General features: G+C 70.6%; 15 protein-coding genes and 1 pseudogene. 10 read left to right on the forward strand and 6 right to left on the reverse strand.

All coding sequences use genetic code 11. The features are described 5' to 3' along the window. Positions 1-252: 252 nt before the first annotated feature. Positions 253-528 carry a hypothetical protein gene (locus tag ADK54_RS39600; RefSeq protein ID WP_053730697.1) on the reverse strand — a complete coding sequence of 92 codons (276 nt, stop codon included), beginning with the start codon at positions 526-528 and terminating at the stop codon, positions 253-255. Between the two features lie 397 nt (positions 529-925). Here ADK54_RS39600 and ADK54_RS48035 point away from each other — a divergent pair, with 397 nt between their 5' ends. Genes ADK54_RS48035 through ADK54_RS39615 form a run of 3 tightly spaced genes read left to right on the forward strand, consistent with a single transcriptional unit; the run spans position 926 to position 2,831 of the window. Further along, on the forward strand, positions 926-1,447 hold the full coding sequence (locus ADK54_RS48035; RefSeq protein WP_234392402.1) for a cupredoxin domain-containing protein: 522 nt from the start codon (positions 926-928) through the stop codon (positions 1,445-1,447). Next, entirely contained in the window at positions 1,444-2,433 is a 990-nt protein-coding gene (locus ADK54_RS39610; RefSeq protein ID WP_053730698.1) for a metallophosphoesterase family protein, read from the forward strand. The genes ADK54_RS48035 and ADK54_RS39610 overlap by 4 nt, the downstream gene beginning before the upstream one ends. Next, complete coding sequence (locus tag ADK54_RS39615; protein WP_053730699.1) at positions 2,430-2,831, forward strand: hypothetical protein; 402 nt, start codon at positions 2,430-2,432, stop codon at positions 2,829-2,831. Before ADK54_RS39610 ends, ADK54_RS39615 begins: the two co-directional genes overlap by 4 nt. On the opposite strand, the gene ADK54_RS44345 is transcribed toward ADK54_RS39615, so the two are convergent. Beyond that, complete coding sequence (locus tag ADK54_RS44345) at positions 2,821-2,979, reverse strand: zinc-binding dehydrogenase (protein WP_078967002.1); 159 nt, start codon at positions 2,977-2,979, stop codon at positions 2,821-2,823. The genes ADK54_RS39615 and ADK54_RS44345 overlap by 11 nt on opposite strands. Positions 2,980-3,640: 661 nt before the next feature. Between ADK54_RS44345 and ADK54_RS39620 the strand changes: the two genes are divergently transcribed. Both ADK54_RS39620 and ADK54_RS46510 read left to right on the forward strand, forming a co-directional pair. Continuing rightward, the gene (locus ADK54_RS39620; RefSeq protein WP_053730700.1) at positions 3,641-4,222 is read left to right on the forward strand and encodes an ISAs1 family transposase; all 582 of its coding nucleotides are present in this window, start codon (positions 3,641-3,643) and stop codon (positions 4,220-4,222) included. A gap of 250 nt (positions 4,223-4,472) precedes the next feature. Beyond that, positions 4,473-4,682: a hypothetical protein gene (locus tag ADK54_RS46510; protein ID WP_159048028.1), complete on the forward strand. Its 210-nt coding sequence runs from the start codon at positions 4,473-4,475 to the stop codon at positions 4,680-4,682. A gap of 171 nt (positions 4,683-4,853) precedes the next feature. Here ADK54_RS46510 and ADK54_RS39630 read toward each other — a convergent pair whose 3' ends face one another. The 4 genes from ADK54_RS39630 to ADK54_RS44350 form a co-directional block, all read right to left on the reverse strand. Then, positions 4,854-5,138, reverse strand: a complete 285-nt coding sequence (locus tag ADK54_RS39630; RefSeq protein ID WP_053730702.1) for a hypothetical protein — start codon at positions 5,136-5,138, stop codon at positions 4,854-4,856. Between the two features lie 203 nt (positions 5,139-5,341). Beyond that, positions 5,342-6,229: a LysR family transcriptional regulator gene (locus tag ADK54_RS39635; protein WP_053730703.1), complete on the reverse strand. Its 888-nt coding sequence runs from the start codon at positions 6,227-6,229 to the stop codon at positions 5,342-5,344. 180 nt (positions 6,230-6,409) lie between these two features. Further along, positions 6,410-7,267: an NAD-dependent epimerase/dehydratase family protein gene (locus ADK54_RS39640; RefSeq protein WP_053730704.1), complete on the reverse strand. Its 858-nt coding sequence runs from the start codon at positions 7,265-7,267 to the stop codon at positions 6,410-6,412. A gap of 190 nt (positions 7,268-7,457) precedes the next feature. Continuing rightward, complete coding sequence (locus tag ADK54_RS44350) at positions 7,458-9,032, reverse strand: LamG domain-containing protein (protein WP_053730705.1); 1,575 nt, start codon at positions 9,030-9,032, stop codon at positions 7,458-7,460. Between the two features lie 359 nt (positions 9,033-9,391). Between ADK54_RS44350 and ADK54_RS39650 the strand changes: the two genes are divergently transcribed. From ADK54_RS39650 to ADK54_RS39665, 5 genes and pseudogenes are all read left to right on the forward strand, one after another. Continuing rightward, positions 9,392-9,688 (forward strand): WXG100 family type VII secretion target, encoded by a 297-nt coding sequence (locus ADK54_RS39650; RefSeq protein ID WP_053730706.1) that lies wholly within the window; start codon positions 9,392-9,394, stop codon positions 9,686-9,688. 1,378 nt (positions 9,689-11,066) lie between these two features. Continuing rightward, positions 11,067-12,203 (forward strand): annotated as a pseudogene (locus ADK54_RS48645) (FtsK/SpoIIIE domain-containing protein); the annotation flags it as partial. 310 nt (positions 12,204-12,513) lie between these two features. Continuing rightward, the gene (locus ADK54_RS48650; RefSeq protein ID WP_324610224.1) at positions 12,514-14,238 is read left to right on the forward strand and encodes an FtsK/SpoIIIE domain-containing protein; all 1,725 of its coding nucleotides are present in this window, start codon (positions 12,514-12,516) and stop codon (positions 14,236-14,238) included. Then, entirely contained in the window at positions 14,238-14,516 is a 279-nt protein-coding gene (locus ADK54_RS39660) for a hypothetical protein (protein WP_053730707.1), read from the forward strand. Before ADK54_RS48650 ends, ADK54_RS39660 begins: the two co-directional genes overlap by 1 nt. 36 nt (positions 14,517-14,552) lie before the next feature. Next, positions 14,553-15,968: a hypothetical protein gene (locus tag ADK54_RS39665; protein ID WP_053730708.1), complete on the forward strand. Its 1,416-nt coding sequence runs from the start codon at positions 14,553-14,555 to the stop codon at positions 15,966-15,968. Positions 15,969-15,981 lie beyond the last annotated feature (13 nt).

A 15,981-nucleotide genomic window follows, 5' to 3' on the forward strand; every position in this document is an offset into this window, starting at 1 on the left:
CACGCTCGCCAGCCGGCTCTTCGCCATAGCCGCCAGCACACGCCGCACCCCAGAACGCGTGCACAGGAACAGGCAACTCCATGACAGGAAACGGCTCTTGTCCGGCTCTTGTCCTGAGCCCTTCATGACAGTCAACCGGTCACCCCGTAGCAGTCGCCCCGATCACCCGCACACACGCGCTGCCCTGCAGAGAAACACACCCCACGAAGACCTGCCCCACTGATGACCAACCACTGCCACCACCTCGCACATTCACAGCCCTGCCCGGCCATCTCTGGGCCGTCCGTGAGGAGCATCGGGCCCGTGGTCCTCTTGTCGTCGGTCGGCCGGCAGGTGGAGGGTCAGGCTGTCGCCGGTGAAGGAGTCGAGTGCCTCCAGCAGGAAGGCCGGGTTGAACACCAACGGACGGTCCTTCAGCGTCTCCTCGGTGCCGTGCGTGAACACCACGGGGACCTCGACTCCGCGTACGCGGGCCTGCTGGTCGACGTCCCCGATGCGCGGGTGAAGGTGAGCGAGCGGTCCTTCCACCCGAACACTCCGGCCGTGTAACCGCCAGCGCCCTTGGCCTTGATGACCGCTGCCGCCTTCCTCACGGCGCGTACCAGGGCGGTCCGTTGGGTGCTCAGGGAGGCTGAGGGCTGGGTGGGGAACAGTTTGGCGGCCTTGGGCAGGCTTTCGTCCAGCGGGCGCAGAGTGAGGGTGACGTTCCCCATGGGTGGGGCGACGCAGGTGACCGTGCCCGGGGCGCCTTCCACGATGCCAATAGCCATAGCGCCCCGGGTTACACCGTGCCAGGGCTGCGGTCTCTGCGGTGCACCGATGTGTTCTGCGGTGTAACCCCGCCCCCTATCTCCAATGTGAGTTCGCGGGACGCCGGTCGTTGCCCGGCCCTGGGCGCCCCGCGCCAGACGAAGAGACGAGAGTCATGAACCTGCACGTTCACCGCCGCACGTCCCGCATGCTGAAACCGGCCGTCCTGAGCCTTGCCGGCCTGGGCACGAGCATGCTGCTGGCCGCCTGCGGAAGCCCCGCCCACCCGGCCGCGCTGTCCCCCGGGCCAGGACAGTCGCTGGCCGGGACGCCCGGCTCCACCGCCACCGGCCCGCTCACCGCCCCAACCGCCATGCCGGGTATGACCATGAGCCCTCCCGCCCAGAGCGGCTCCGCCGCCAGCGCCCCGGCGACGGTGGGCGGTGACACGGTCGCAGTCAAGGGCTTCGCGTTCGCCCCGGCCGCGCTGGTCGTCAAGGCTGGTACCACCGTCACCTGGACCAACCGGGACGCCGACGCCCACACCGTCACCAGCCAGGGAACCGGCGGCCCGTTGAAGTCCGCGGCCCTCAGTACGGGGCAGAGCTACTCCTACACGTTCACCACCCCAGGCACCTACGCCTACCTGTGCACCATCCACCCCTTCATGACCGCGACCGTGACGGTGACGAAGTGACCGACACCCCCCACAGCCCCGCCGACCCCACCGCCCACCAGTCCGGACCTGCCTCCGAGCACGGCATGAGCCGGCGCCAACTGCTCCGCCACGCCGGATGGTTCGGCTCCGCCGTCGTGCTGACGGTCGCGGGCGGCGAGGTCGTCAGCCACATCGCTCACGACCAGGACAGCACCGCCGCAGCCGCCGTTGCGGCGGATGCCAACGCCCTGCGGTTCGTCCAGGTGTCCGACAGCCACATCGGCTTCGGCGGCCCGGCCAACACCGACGTGACCGGCTCCTTCAACCAGGCCCTCGAACAGATCAACACCCTGGGGTTCCGCCCCGACTTCGTCATGCACACCGGCGACCTCACGCACCTGTCCACCCCGGCCCAGTTCGACCAGGTCCAGCAGATGCTCGGCGGCGTCCGCACAGGCCGGGTGTTCACCGTCCCCGGGGAGCACGACTCGGTCGGCGACGCCGGGCGCGCCTACCGGCAGCGCTTCGGCGCCGGCACCTCGGGCGAGGGCTGGTACTCCTTCGACACCCACGGCGTCCACTTCATCGCCCTGGTCAACACCCTGAGCCTGGAGAAGCTCGGACACCTCGGCACCGACCAGATCAACTTCGTACGCAGGGACGTCGCAGGGCTCAAGTCCGACACCCCGATCGTGGTGTTCAGCCACATCCCGCTGTTCGCGATGTACCCGAAGTGGGGCTGGAGCACGGACGACGCGCTGCAGGCCCTGGCCCTGCTCAAGCGCTTCTCCTCGGTCACCTGCCTCAACGGCCATGTGCACCAGCTGTTCAGCAGGACCGAAGGCAACGTCACCTTCCACTCCGCCACAACTACCGCCTACCCACTCCCCGCCCCTGGCCATGGCGCCGCACCCACCCCGCAGGTCCTGCCCGCCGGGCAGCTCAAATCCGCCCTCGGCATCCGCAGCGTGACCTACCGGCGGGGCACCGCCGCCCTGGCCATCACCGACGAGAGGCTGGCATGAAGAGCACACTCGCCCGGACCATCGTCCCGCGTACCGGACTCGCCGCCACCCTGGCGGCCAGCGGATACATCCACGCCCAGCTCTACATCACCGGCTACCGCTACATCCACGTCATCGGCGTGATGTTCCTCCTTCAGGCCAGCGCCTCCTTCGCGATCGCCGCTCTGCTGCTGATCGGCGACCCCCCGCTGATCCGGCTCGCCGCCGCGGGAGCGGCCGCCGGAGCCCTGGGCGGATTCGCCGTCTCCCGCACCACCGGCGTCTTCGGCTTCGTCGAACGCGGCCTGCAACCGTCGCCCCAGTCGCTGATCAGCATCCTGGTCGAAACCGCCACCCTGCTCCTGCTCGCACCCGCACTCATCCGCACCCTGCGACGCCTGCGGACAGCTAGGGCCTGAGGATCTTGCCGTGGGTGTGGCGGCGTTCGAGTCCGGTGTATGCCTCGCGTACCTGCGCCAGCGGGTAGACGCTCGCGATGGGCACCTCAAGGCGCCCATCGGCGATTCGGGCGGCGAGCTCGGCAAGCACCTTCGCGCCCGGACCCACCGCGGCACTCTCCTGCCCCGGGGCCCGGGCCTTGACCCTGGAGTTCGGACACCGGAGAGACTTGGATCTTGATGGTCCAGGAGAACGGAGTCCGCGCGGGGATGATTCCTAATGCCGTTCGTCAAGTCGGCGAGGCGGTGGCTTGCACGAGCCCGTCACCCCCGTCAGCGAGAGCGGCTCCAGCACCACCGAGCAGGATGCCGGCTGCGAGGGCGTACGCGGTCAGGGCGGAACGGATACGCGTGACTACTCCTAAGGATCTCTGAAAGACGCGCCAGGAAACGGTCACGTCGGGCCGTTCAACGCCCAGGGGCATTGCGTGATGGTGATGGGTCCGGTTCGCCGGCCTCGTGAGTGACGTGGCGTCATGTCCGCTGTGCGGCAAGGGGTCCGGGAGAGCAGAACAGGCACGGTGCTGGTGATCGTGTGGTTGTCGAGACCCTTGAGAACCGAGCGAGACCGTACCTTGCCCGAACACCATCGCCCATCCCTTCCACGCTGGAGCAACTGGGCTCCCCGACGGATCCCCTCACCTCAAGCGATGTCGCTGACCTGCCGCGTTTCCTAATCCTGGTTGCCAATCCCCCGCGATGCGCGAGCACTTCAGCATCCGACCCTCGCGTTGCTGTGTGCAGCCGATCCGCTTACTGAAGTACGGCCGATGCCCCATGCCGCAACCGTGCGCCGCCTGCTGCAGCGTGTGGACGGTGACCCGCTGGACGCGGCGATCAGCGCGTATCTGCAGGCCAGAACGCCACTCCCGGTCGAGCCGGAGACGGAGAATGGGCCGGTGCGACGGGTGATCGCGGTCGACGGCAAGGTGGTCCGCGGATCGCGAAGCGCAACGGCCGCGGCGATCCAGCTGCTGGCGGCGATGGACCACCACGGCGTGGTCCTGGCCCAGCGCCAGGTCTCTTCCAAGAGCAACGAGATCCCCTCCTTCGCGCCGTTGCTGGACGGTCTCGGGCTGGAGAACACGGTCGTGACCGCCGACGCCCTGCACACCCAGCACGACCACGGGGCCCATCTGATCAGTCGCGGTGCGCACTACGTGGCCGTCGTGAAGAAGAGCCATCCGGGCCTGTACGCCCAGGTCGGTAAACCGCCCTGGCGGGACATCCCGCTCCGGCACCGCACCCGCGACCATGCCCACCAGCGCGACGAGATCCGCCGGCTCAAGGTCACCGCGTTCAGCCACCTCGATTACCCCGGCGCCCGCCAGGCGATCCAAGTCGTACGGTAGCGACGCGACTTGAGCACAGGGAAGCTGACCATCGAGCGCGTCTAACTGATCACCAGCCTGAGCGTCTTCGACACCACCTGCACCGAGCTCGCCACCTGGATCAGAGGCCACTGGGGCATCGAGAACCTCCTGCACCACGTCCGGGACCGCACGTTCCGCGAGTACGACTCCAAGGGGCCGGTGGTAGTCGCGGCCGGTGTGGCGGAGGGCGGCGGCGATGTTGGTCTGGCCGTCCTGGCGGAAGACGCTGATGGCAAGGTTGCGCAGGGAAGCCATGGCGCGGGGCAGGGTGCCGGTGCGGAAGGCCACCGACCCCACCCACTTCACCGCCGAACTCGGCCCCCTGCCCGTCGGCTTGGAGCGGCCCCACTTGCAGACCCCGATCCGGCTCAACGACTTCCTCCACCCCGCCGAGGACGACGTCGGGGATGGCGAAGACCGGCTGGCGCCCCGGCACTGAGCAACACCGCGACAGACCCGGCTGCCGCCAGAAGGGATCGTCTGTACCGGAGGACCTCGCCCTCGGGCAGCTCCGATGCGAAGAGGCCCGGATCCACACGGATCCGGGCCTCTTCAGCAGTAGCGGGGACAGGATTTGAACCTGCGACCTCTGGGTTATGAGCCCAGCGAGCTACCGAGCGTTGAGCGCGATGCGGAGTTGGCCGCGCAGCGGTTCCAGGGTGCCGAGCACCGCCGCGATCGTCACCGGCAGGAGGGCCCGGGTGTGGGTGTCCAGGACGTCGGTGCGCGGCCACGCGTCGCCGAAGGTGTGCACCGTGGCGAGGCGCTTGAAGTCCGCCCCATTGGCGGGCTCGCCCACGCCGGGTTGGAGGAACCGCTCCAGCCGCATGCCGAGCAGGCGCTCGGCGGTGTCGAGTGCGGCGGCGTAGTCCCGCTCTTCGTCCTGGTCGGCCATCCTGCTGCCCTTCGCGTCGGCCCTGGGGGGTGGGGCCCGAGGGCAACTCGGCACGGCCCCCACGGGTGGGCCGAGGAGAAGCGTGCCTTCTGTCGACGGCCGCCCCGGGCCAGAGCAGGCCCTTGGTTGAAGACTGCTGCCCTGGAGCGACCACCGGCCCAACTTGGGCACGGGCGCGATGCCACTGGCTCAGAACCGACCCGTCAGGCCGACGTGTCCGAAGCAGCCGCCCCGATCGTCCGAGCGGCGGCCTCGGCGAAGTCGTCGATGAGCGGCGAACGCCGTGTCGCCACCCACGCAAGACAGACCCGGTTGGGTCCGATGTCCTCGATCGGTACGGGAATCACATCCGGCCGGGTGTAAAAGCCGGCCGTGGAGAGCGGGAGCACCGAGACCCCTGAACCGGCGGCCACCAGCTCCAGTTTCTCCTCCACCTGGTGGATCACCGGCACCTTGGGGCGGTTCTTCTCCCGCATCTCCAGCGCCACGTCTCGCCACTCCGGCACCGCGTCCGGGTCTTGGAGCAGGTGCTCGTGGGCCAGGTCCGCGATGGCCACCGACGCCTTGCCTGCCAACCGGTGCCCCGCCGGGAGCATGACGACGCGCGGCTCCTCGAACAGCGGCCGTACGTGCAGATCCCTCTGGTCCACGGGGAGCCGGACGATGCTGACGTCCGCCCGGCCGTCCCGCAGGACCTCCACCTGGTCGTGCCAACTGGTGCGCAGGAGCCGCACGTCGAGCTTCGGATGCCGGGCGGTCAGCGCGAGGACCGCGGAGGTCAGCGTGATGCCGGGCATGAAGCCGATCGTGAATCTCGCAGTGCCCTCGGCGGCGGACTGCACGCGCCTGAGGAGCGCCTGCGACGCGGACAGCAGGGAGGGCGCGTCCTCCAGCAGCTGCTCGCCTGCCGGAGTCAGCAACGTGCCCCGGCGGTCCCGGGCGAAGAGCTCCGCCCCGAGTTCGTCCTCCAGTGCGCGGATCTGCCGGGAGAGCACAGGCTGGGCAATGTGCAGACGCTCCGCCGCCCGTCCGAAGTGCAGTTCGTCGGCCACCGCCACGAAATACCGGAGCTTTCGCAGATCGACGTCCACTCTGACTCACCGTCCACTTTCTCGCCGTGACGCCCGCAGGACGCGCCCGCGCCTCCCGGGATCGATCGGCTCGGCGGACCTGCCGCAGCGGCCAACGTGCTGGTCCCGAAATCTACCCGCCCGGCCCCCCGTGCGCCGCTTTCCCGGCCGCGCAGCGGTGTCCGGGAGGCCCCCCCGGGCTCAGCGACGCGCGAGGGCCGTCAGCGGGTCCGTGTGAGCGGGCGTCCACCCCAACTCGGTCCGGGCCTTGGCCGGTGTCATCTGCTGGTCGAGAGCGAACGCGTCGGCGACCGCACCCATGCGCTCACGAGCCTGCGCCAGGGAGATCGACTCGACCTTGCCGTCGATACCAGCGCTTCGGCTGACGGCCAGGGCGACGTCCTTGGCGGTCGGGTTCACCCCGGCCACACCGACGTAGACCGAGCCCGGCTTCGCCTTGAGCGCGGCGACGTACAGCTCCACGATGTCGTCGATATGGACCAGCGCCCAACGGTTTGCGCCGTCGCCGATGTAGGGGATGGCGCCCGCCTCCTTGCCGGGCGCGGTGTAGAACAGATCGATCAGCCGGTTCTCGCCGCCGTACAGCAGGCCGGGCTGGACGACCACCGGACGACCCCCCTGCTCCGCACGCCGGAGCACCGTCTCCTCGACGGGTTGCCGCCAGGCGACCACCGGAGGCGGGTTCCACGCCGCAGTCTCGTCGGCCATCCCGTCGGTGTCGCCGTAGACCCAGGTCCCGCCGGTGTGCACATAGGTGCCGGTGCCGATCCCGTCCAGCATGGCGGTGGCGGCTTCGAGATCGGCCTGTCCGGTGTCCGCCTGCGCCAGGTGCACAACCGCCTCGGCCCTGGTCGCCGCAGCGTTGAGGACACCGAGGTCACCCAAGCCGCCGAACACGGGCACCGCCCCCAGGGCGCTCACCGTGTCGGCCGCACGCTCGTTGCGGGCCAGCGACTCCACGGTATGCCCGTGCCGGATCAGCGCACTGATCGTGGCCTTGCCGATATATCCGGATCCACCGGTGAGGAAAACCTTCATGACCTTCGTCCTTGGTTCGGTCGGAGACTTCACTTACAGACTGCGGTCGACACGGGCGGCCGGTCCAAGACCTGTTTCGGCAGCTGTGATACCCGCCGGGCATCAGTGGGCCGCTTCCGTCCATGCGCGAATGGCGCTGGGCGCCGTCGCCGCTGCGGCGGGCCGCAGTGACGCCACCCGGGCCCCGCGATCACTTGGGTTCGGCGGTGGCCAGCTTCGCGATCTCCCATGGTTTCAGGGTCCGTTGGAAGACGTGTACGTCGGTGATCGCGCCCGGCCAGAAGTCCGCGAGCTTGCCGAAACTCTTGCCCCGGCCGATCACCAGATTGCCCGTCGCCGTCTCCGTGTTGCGGGCCTGCACAGCGCCCATGTGCTTGCCGTCCACGTAGATGCGGAGCCAGCCGTCGCTCTGGCTGTAGGTCCCGGTGAGGTGGTACCAGCGGCCCAGTTGCGCGGGGCCGAGATCGCGGGCCACGGCACGGGCGTTGGCGAAGCTGAACGAGAACCGGCGTTCGTCGCCGAGGTATTGGAGGTAGAAGGTGCTGGCCGTCTCACTGTCCTGCGAGACGGCCGTACGGAACCCCTCGGCATCCAGGCGCACCCGGGCCGTCACGGAGTAGCTGCCCTTGGCGGTGTCGATGATCGGGGCGCCCGTGTCCGCGAACCCCGTCGAGCCGTCGAACAGCAGCGCCTTGCCCTTGGGCGCGTCCGTCCAGGACACGCCGCCTTCGAGCCGGGCATCGTGCCGCCCCGCGCCGTCCTTGGCCGTGGCGCCCTTCCCTTCCTCGGTGGGCCACCAGCCCTGGCCCTTGATGTTCGCGGCGTCCGCCGGGGCCTTCGACTGCGTCCCCGGGGTCTTGGAGGCCTGCCCCACCGGGGCGGAGGGCGAGGAGGTTCCCCTCAGCCCGAGCGTCAGTCCCGTACCCAGCAGGCAGGCCACGACCACGCTCGCGACGATGACCCGCCGGCGGGTGAACCGCCGCTCGGCCCTGCGGCTCCCTGGTACGGCCGCGCCCTGCGGCTGTGCGGCATTCGCGTCGGCGTCCACGGGGACGGGCGCGCCAAGGTCCGCGTTCAGCCGGTGTGCCACGGGCTCGTCCAGGAGCCCGGTGTTCACGATGCCGGCCGGGTCGATGGTGAAGCGCCAGCGCGGGTGCTCGACCTCGTCGGCGACGACCACCGACCACCGGCCCTCCGGATCATTGGCCAGCGTGTAGACGCGTTCGCGGTCCCGGCCGCCGGGCAGACCGGACAGGAGTAGCACCCCGCCGCCCTCGTCGGACAGCGCCGCCTCGGCCTCGGCCAGGCTCTTCACCTCGATCGTTCCGGCGGCCGGTTCCGCGGCGCCCGGCTTGAAGCCGATCCGGACCACCTGCACACCCTGCGACCACGGGCTCGCCGTGAGCTCGCCGGTCCAGTCCTCGGCCAAGGCCCTGGCCTGCCGGCTGTCGCCCTCCAGCGCGACGATCCCGCCGGCCTGGCTGAGGTTCAGCAGCACGAACCCCTTGCTGGTGTGGCCGAGCGAGACAAGCTGCGGATACGGCTCGCGCAGCGACTCCGCCACGCTCGCGCTATGCAGCCAGTGCAGCTGCGCGTGCCAGGTCCGGCCGCCGGACTCGGCGGTCCAGCCGGCGGGGGGCCGCTCGTCGGGGTTCTTCAGGTGGAACCGGACGGTGTCCGGCCCCAGGACGACCGCGTAGGCCACGGGGACGCCGCGGTTGGCCCGCTCGCAGGAGGTGGCCAGGACGCGCACGACCCGGTCCACGGTCCACGAACCGTGGTCGGCGCCCGGGGCCGGCCCCGATCGTGGCTCGGCCGTGCGCTGCCGACGGAGCCCCGCAAGCCAGTTCCCGCGGCGAGGAACGCGGTCAGTGGATCGGCTCGGCAGTGTCACCTTTGTCTCCTCGACGGTCGGCGGGCGGTGTGTGTACACCCCGGTGTCTACCGCGTCGAAAGACGCCTGACGAGGCGTCAACGCCCAGTACGGGCAGGGCTTGGGCCCTGGGGCCCACGTCCACCACCGTGGCGCTGGACCGCCACTGGGCCCGTTCCTAGCATCGACCGCGTCCGTGCCGAACCTGTCGGCACACCCTCACGTTCGGCAACACCGGAAGGGGCACATCCATGGCAAACCTGAACGTCACTTATCAGGAGATGTCGGACAGCGCGAGCAAGATGCGCAACAACAAGGCCGACATCGACGCCAAGCTCACCGAGTGCAAGAACATCGTCGACGGCCTGACCAGCTCGGGCTTCGTCACCGAGCAGGCGTCGGGCAAGTTCGAGGAAACGCACACCGAGTTCGTGACCTCGGCCAACCAGGTCATGGAGAGCCTGGACCAGCTGTCGCAGTGGCTGGACAAGGCCGTGGACGCGATGCGTGACATGGACCAGCAGCTCTCCGGCTCCCTCAACAAGTAGCGGCCGGCCCGGACGTACGTATCAGCCGACCCAGACGTAGGCAGCGGCCGGCTCAGCAGTACGTAGCGGCCGACTCCGGCACGTACCCGCCGGCCCGCACCCGGTCGGCACCGCACACGCGCCCCGCGTCAGCGCCATCGGCGCGGGCGCCCGGACTTATGAGGGGTGGGGAACCATGCCCATGATGATCACCATTGCCCGGCTCCCGGACTGGTCGGCCGACGTGGTGGTGGACGCCGATCCCACCACCCCGCTCCGCGACGTCGTCAAGGGCCTGCTCGACAGCCTCGACGTGTGGCAGGCCCCACCGCCCATGCCCTCGGCCGAGCCGGAGGTCCATCTCGCCGGCCAACCGCTCGACCTGTCCCAGCCCCTGTCGGAGACCGGGATCCACGACGGCAGCGTGCTGTGGCTCGGCCGGCCCGGCCTCGGCGCGGGCCCCCGCACCGGTCTGGTCACCATCAGGGCGGTGGCGGGCACCGGCGCCGGCCGGGTCTGGTACCTGGATGCGGGCGAGCACCGCATCGGATCGGGTGCCGGGTGCCGCATCACCGTGGGCGCCGACCAGCCGGAGGTCGTCGCCGTTCTGCGGGTCTCCCTCGACGCCTCGGTGCACGTGCGCTCCGTCGCCGCCTCCGCCCAGCTCGACCGCAGCCCGCTGCCCGACCGCGAAGTCGGCTGGCCGGAGCGGCACCAGCTCCTGATCGGGGACACCCTCCTGGAGGCGCATCCCCAGCTGCGCCCGGACGCCGTCGTCGAGCCCTCGCCCGACGGCGAGTACCTGGACTACAACCGTCCGCCCCGGCTGCTCCCGCCGGTGCGGCGCACCGAGTTCCACCTGCCGACCGAGCCCAGGCAGGCGACCCTGAGCGCACTGCCGTGGATCGCGGCCGCCGTGCCCGCCGCCGGCGGCCTGTTCGCCCTGCTGATGCACAACCCGATGTACCTCATGATGGCGGCGATGTCGCCGGTCATGGTGCTCGGAAGCTGGTTCTCCGGACGGCGCCAGGGCCGCATCAGCCACCGGCGCCAAGTGGCCGAATACCGGGACCAGTTGGAGACGATCGAGGGCGAGATCGCCGCGGCCCTCGGCCAGGAACGCCTGGACCGGCGCGACGCCAGCCCCGACCCGGGCGAGCTGCTCGTCATCGCGACCGGTCCCCGGGCCCGGCTGTGGGAGCGCCGCCGTACCGATCCCGACCACCTCCTGGTCCGGGTCGGCATCGCCGACCTGCCCACCCAGATCGCCGTCGAGGAGGGCGGCGGCATCCAGCAGCGCCGCCGGGAGCTGCGGGCGGCGCCGGACGTCCCCGCCGCGTTCTCCCTCGCGCAGACGGGAGTCGTCGGTGTCGCGGGGCGGGACGAATGGCCCCGGCGCATGGCGCGCTGGCTGCTCGGACAGCTGGCCGTGCTGCAGAGCCCGCGCGACGTACAGCTGTACATCCTGACCGATCCGACCGGACGGGCCTTGTGGGAGTGGGCGGCCTGGCTGCCGCACACCCGGCCGCAGTTGGGGCAGCAGGCCCTGGCGCTGGTGGGGACCGACGCCGAGACGCTCGGTCACCGGGTGGCCGAGTTGGTCGAGCTCATCAACGCCCGCCAGCAGGCGCAGCTCAATGCCGGTGCCGCGGCGGTGCTCGCGGACCCGGACGTCGTCGTGGTGCTGGACGGTGCCCGACGGCTTCGGGCGCTGCCGGGAGTGGTGACGATCCTTCAGGAAGGGCCAGCGGTAGGCGTCTTCAGCATCTGCGTGGACGCCGACGAACGCACCCTGCCCGAGGAGTGCACCGCCGTCGTAGTCGGAGGCGCCACGGGACCGGCCACCCTGCGCCAGCAGCGTGCCGCGCAGATCGACGGCATCCTCGCGGACGAGGTGGCGGACAGCTGGTACGCGGCCACCGGGCGCCAGTTGGCGCCCCTGCGCGATGTCAGCGAGAACCAGGGCGAGGCCGCACTGCCCGCCTCCGCGCGCCTCCTTGAGCTCCTCGGTCTGGAGGAACCGAGCGCGGCCGCGGTCTCTTCCCGCTGGCGCGCCTCGGGCCGCGGCACCAAGGCTCCGGTCGGCTATTCGCTCAACGGCCCCTTCTTCCTCGACCTGGTCGGCCACGGCCCGCACGGCCTGGTGGCGGGCACGACCGGCTCGGGCAAGTCGGAGTTCCTGCAGACCCTCGTGGCGTCGCTGGCCGTGGCCAACCGCCCGGACGCCATGACCTTCGTCCTGGTCGACTACAAGGGCGGCGCCGCGTTCAAGGACTGCGTCCAACTCCCCCACACCGTCGGCCTGGTGACGGACCTGGACACACATCTGGTCGAGCGTGCCCTGGCCTCGCTGAGCGCCGAGCTGACCCATCGCGAGCACCTGCTCGCGGCCGCAGGAGCGAAGGACCTGGAGGACTACCTCGACTACGCCAGCCGCCGCCCCGAACTGGCGCCGATCCCCCGGCTGCTCATCGTCATCGACGAGTTCGCGTCCATGGCACGTGAACTGCCCGACTTCGTCACGGGATTGGTCAACGTCGCACAGCGCGGCCGCTCGCTGGGAATCCATCTGATCCTGGCGACCCAACGCCCCTCCGGTGTGGTGTCGGCGGAGATCCGCGCCAACACCAACCTGCGGGTCGCGCTGCGCGTGACCGACGTCGGCGAGAGCACCGACGTCATCGACGCCCGGGAGGCCGCGAGCATCGCGGCGTCGACCCCCGGGCGGGCCTACGCCCGCCTCGGGCACAGCTCGCTGATCCCGTTCCAGACCGGCCGGGTGGGGGGGTCGGCGCCCGCTGGCCGACCGGACGGCCACGGTGGCCGTCTCGTGGCAGGACTTCGGGATGCCCGCGCCCCAGCGCCCGCACCGCAAGGCCGAGACCGACGAGGCGACCGACCTCTCCGTCCTGGTGACTGCGATCAGGCAGGCCAACGACATGCTGGGCATCGCCGCGCAGCGCCGCCCGTGGCTGCCGCCGCTGCCGCTGTCGCCGGTGGTCGACCTGGCGGCGGAACCGGCCCCCAACCCGTCGTTCTCGTGGGCGGTCCAGGACCTGCCGGCGCAGCAGCGCCAGGAGCCGGTCACGGTCGACCTGGCCACCTTCGGACACCTGCACATCATCGGCGCCCCGCGCTCCGGGCGCTCCGCCGCGCTGCGCACCTTCGCGGCGGCGGCGGCCAGCGCCTCCAGCGTCGCCGACCTGCATCTGTACGGGCTCGACTGCGGCAACGGCGCCCTGCTTCCGCTCACCAGGCTGCCGCACTGCGGCGCGGTCGTACAGCGCACGGAGACCGACCGGGCCGTACGCCTCCTGAGACGTCTGCACACCGAGGTGCAGGACCGTCAACGGCTGCTCGGCGAGGGCGGGTTCGCCGATGTGACCGAGCAGCGTGCGGCCAGGCCGGAGGCGGAGCGGCTGCCCCACATCCTGTTGCTGCTCGACCGCTGGGAGGGGTTCATGGGAACCCTCAGCGAGTACGACGGCGGCGTACTGACCGAGCTGATCCAGACCCTGCACCGGGAGGGCGGGAGCGCCGGCGTGCACCTGGTGATCGCCGGAGACCGGATGCTGCTGAGCGGCCGGATGAGTTCGCTGTGCGAGGACAAGCTGGTGCTGCGGCTCTCGGACCGCAGCGACGCCAGCCTGGCCGGCCTCAACCCGCGGAAGATCCCGGAGGACCTGCCGCCCGGCCGCGGCTACCGCGCGGGCAGCGCGGTCGAGACCCAGGTCGCGCTCGTGGCGGCCGATCCGGCGGGCCCGGCCCAGGTCGCCGCGGTGCACGCCCTGGCCGAGCGGCTCGTCGAGCGCGAGGCGGGAGTCCCGAAGGCGGCGCGGCCCAACCGGATCGCGGTGCTGCCCACGCAGCTGGAGTTCGACCAGGTGTGGGAGACGGTCGGGACCCCGGCCCCCATGTGGGCTCTGATCGGGGTGGCCGGCGACGACCTGGAACCGGCCGGAGCCGACCTCCTGGGTGATCAGCCGACCTTCCTGGTCGCCGGACCGCCCCGGTCCGGCCGCAGCACCGCTCTGTGCGTCATGGCGGAGTCGCTGCTGCGCGGCGGCACCGAGCTGGTCATCGGCGCCCCGATGAACTCCCCGCTGCGCGGCTTCGAGGGCCGGCCCGGTGTGCGGGGCGTCATCACCGGCGAAGCCCCCGCCGAGGCGGAGTTCGCCGAGCTCCTCGACCCCGGCGACGGTCCGGTGGTGCTCCTGGTCGACGACGCCGAGCTGTGGCGCGACCTGCCGTGCCGGGACTGGCTGAAGACCTTCGTCCGCACGGCCTCCGGCCGTAAGCGGGGCGTGGTCATCGCCGGGGACGTCTCCTCGGTGGCGGCGGGCTTCTCCGGCTGGCAGTCCGAGGTCAAGCGGAACCGGCGCGGCGCCCTCCTGTCGCCACCCACCATGAGCGACGGCGACCTGGTGGGCGTCCGCCTTTCCCGATCCCAGCTCGCCGCCCGGGTCGTACCGGGCGCCGCCCTTGTGCACCTGGGCAGCGGCATTCCGCTGACCGCCCAGATCCCGTCCGCCCGGCCCGGCGGACCCGCCCACGACGACCGGGAGCAGTGATGGCCGACCTCGTGGTGAGGGACCTCCAACAACTCGTCGACAACCTCAACGAGCTGATCAGCCAGTTCGAGGGGGCCCTTGACTTCCAGAACGACGACAAGGGGCTCTGGGGACAGCACAACGCCAATCTGTCGATGGGCGACTTCGCCGACAACTGGACCGTCCACCGCGACGACATGGTCAAGAGCATGAAGACCCTCCGCGACAAGGTGACCAAGGTCAACGAGACGTGGGAGCAGGCGGACCAGCAACTGTTCGACTCGTTCCAGCAAAGCTGACGAGCAGTCAAGGAAACCAGGGGAAAGGAGAACTGAATGTCCATCAGGAAACTCGACTGGTCGCCGCTGGACCTGGACAAGGACCCCATCCACGCCGACCCCGACCGGGTGCGCCAGTCGCAGGCGCGCTACGAGCACATCGCCACGACCATCGACGACGCCAACGCCAGGCTCGGGATGATCGTCGACAGCAACAGCGAGAGCCTCGCCGGCCAGTACGTCGAGGGCCTCAAGAAGGACGCCGGTTCCCTCAAGGACAGCCTCACCAAAGCCGGCGTGCGCTATCACGACGTGTCCAACGAGATCGCCAAGTACGAGCCCGATCTGGACCGGGGCCTCAGCGAGACCGAGGGCGCGCTGCACGACGCCGAGGCGGCCGAGACCGCCCAGACCAAGGCGCACGCCCTGCCGGACGCGCAGAAGAGCCCGGACGGCATCACCTCCCCCGAGGAGCAGCAGAAGGGCAACGACAAGAACAAGGCCGTCTCCGAGGCGGACGCGAGCATGTCGGCCGCGAAGACACGGCTCAACAACGCCCTGGACGCGCTCAATGTGGCCGGCAAGCGCTTCGGCGACGCGGTCAACTCCAAGCGGTACGACGACGGGCTGAACGACTCCTTCAGCGACAAGCTCGACGCCGTCATGGCCAAGATCAGCCAGGTCTTCAGCATCATCGGCATGATCCTGGGCGTCCTCGCGATCCTCATCCCGGGCGTGAACATCCTGATCATCGGCGGCCTCGTCGCCGGCGCCATCGCTCTGGTGGCCAACATCGTGCTGTACGTCGACGGCAGGGGCAGCATCGTCGACGTCGTCCTCGGGGCCGTCGGGCTCGGTCTGGCGGGCCTCGGCGCCATCGCCTCGGTGGCGGCGGCCAAGGGCCTGGCCAACGCCGCCAAGACCATCGGCAGCCTCGCCGGCCGACCGCGGCCGGTGACGATCAACCCGCCACAGCTCCAGTGGGGACCGGGCGCCCCCATCCAGCTGACCCAGCTGGGCCCCGGGGGGCGCGGACCGACGGTCATCACCACCATCCAGACGACCCCGGCTGACTTCTTCGTACCACCGAACCCGGCCACCGGGTGGACGAACATGTCGGACTGGTTCAACAACCCGGCCACCAACTGGCTGCTCGGCAAACTGGGCGCCGTCACCCCCGAGTTCGGGCTCTGGACTTCGGCGGGCATGCAGGGCAAGGCCGCCCTCCAGATGTGGGCGACGCTGTTCAGCAATCCGCTGAAGTTCGCGAAGGACTGGGCCGGTGTCATCGGCGGCCTGAGCGGCTTCCGCGACCTGTCGGCGATCATGGCGGCCGTCGGCGGCAAGATCTCGCCGCTCTGGTACGTCTGGGGCGGCCTCAACGGCGCGTTCGGCATAGGCGGGTTGATCTACTCCGGCGGCCGCCTGGTGGGCTGGATCCCCGCGGTCAACCCGCCGAGCGCGACCAGCTGACGATCAGGGAGAG

The sequence above is a fragment of the Streptomyces sp. WM6378 genome (genome assembly GCF_001279695.1).
Lineage (GTDB): Bacteria > Actinomycetota > Actinomycetes > Streptomycetales > Streptomycetaceae > Streptomyces.

What these genes read in the sequence shown, in the direction of transcription:
- ADK54_RS48035 (WP_234392402.1), top strand. Translation starts at nt 926, where the DNA reads ATGAACCTGCACGTTCACCGCCGCACGTCCCGCATGCTGAAACCGGCC.
- ADK54_RS39615 (WP_053730699.1), top strand. Translation starts at nt 2,430, where the DNA reads ATGAAGAGCACACTCGCCCGGACCATCGTCCCGCGTACCGGACTCGCC.
- ADK54_RS39620 (WP_053730700.1), top strand. Translation starts at nt 3,641, where the DNA reads ATGCCCCATGCCGCAACCGTGCGCCGCCTGCTGCAGCGTGTGGACGGT.
- ADK54_RS46510 (WP_159048028.1), top strand. Translation starts at nt 4,473, where the DNA reads ATGGCAAGGTTGCGCAGGGAAGCCATGGCGCGGGGCAGGGTGCCGGTG.
- ADK54_RS39630 (WP_053730702.1), bottom strand. Translation starts at nt 5,138, where the DNA reads ATGGCCGACCAGGACGAAGAGCGGGACTACGCCGCCGCACTCGACACC.
- ADK54_RS39640 (WP_053730704.1), bottom strand. Translation starts at nt 7,267, where the DNA reads ATGAAGGTTTTCCTCACCGGTGGATCCGGATATATCGGCAAGGCCACG.
- ADK54_RS39650 (WP_053730706.1), top strand. Translation starts at nt 9,392, where the DNA reads ATGGCAAACCTGAACGTCACTTATCAGGAGATGTCGGACAGCGCGAGC.
- ADK54_RS48650 (WP_324610224.1), top strand. Translation starts at nt 12,514, where the DNA reads ATGCCCGCGCCCCAGCGCCCGCACCGCAAGGCCGAGACCGACGAGGCG.
- ADK54_RS39660 (WP_053730707.1), top strand. Translation starts at nt 14,238, where the DNA reads ATGGCCGACCTCGTGGTGAGGGACCTCCAACAACTCGTCGACAACCTC.
- ADK54_RS39665 (WP_053730708.1), top strand. Translation starts at nt 14,553, where the DNA reads ATGTCCATCAGGAAACTCGACTGGTCGCCGCTGGACCTGGACAAGGAC.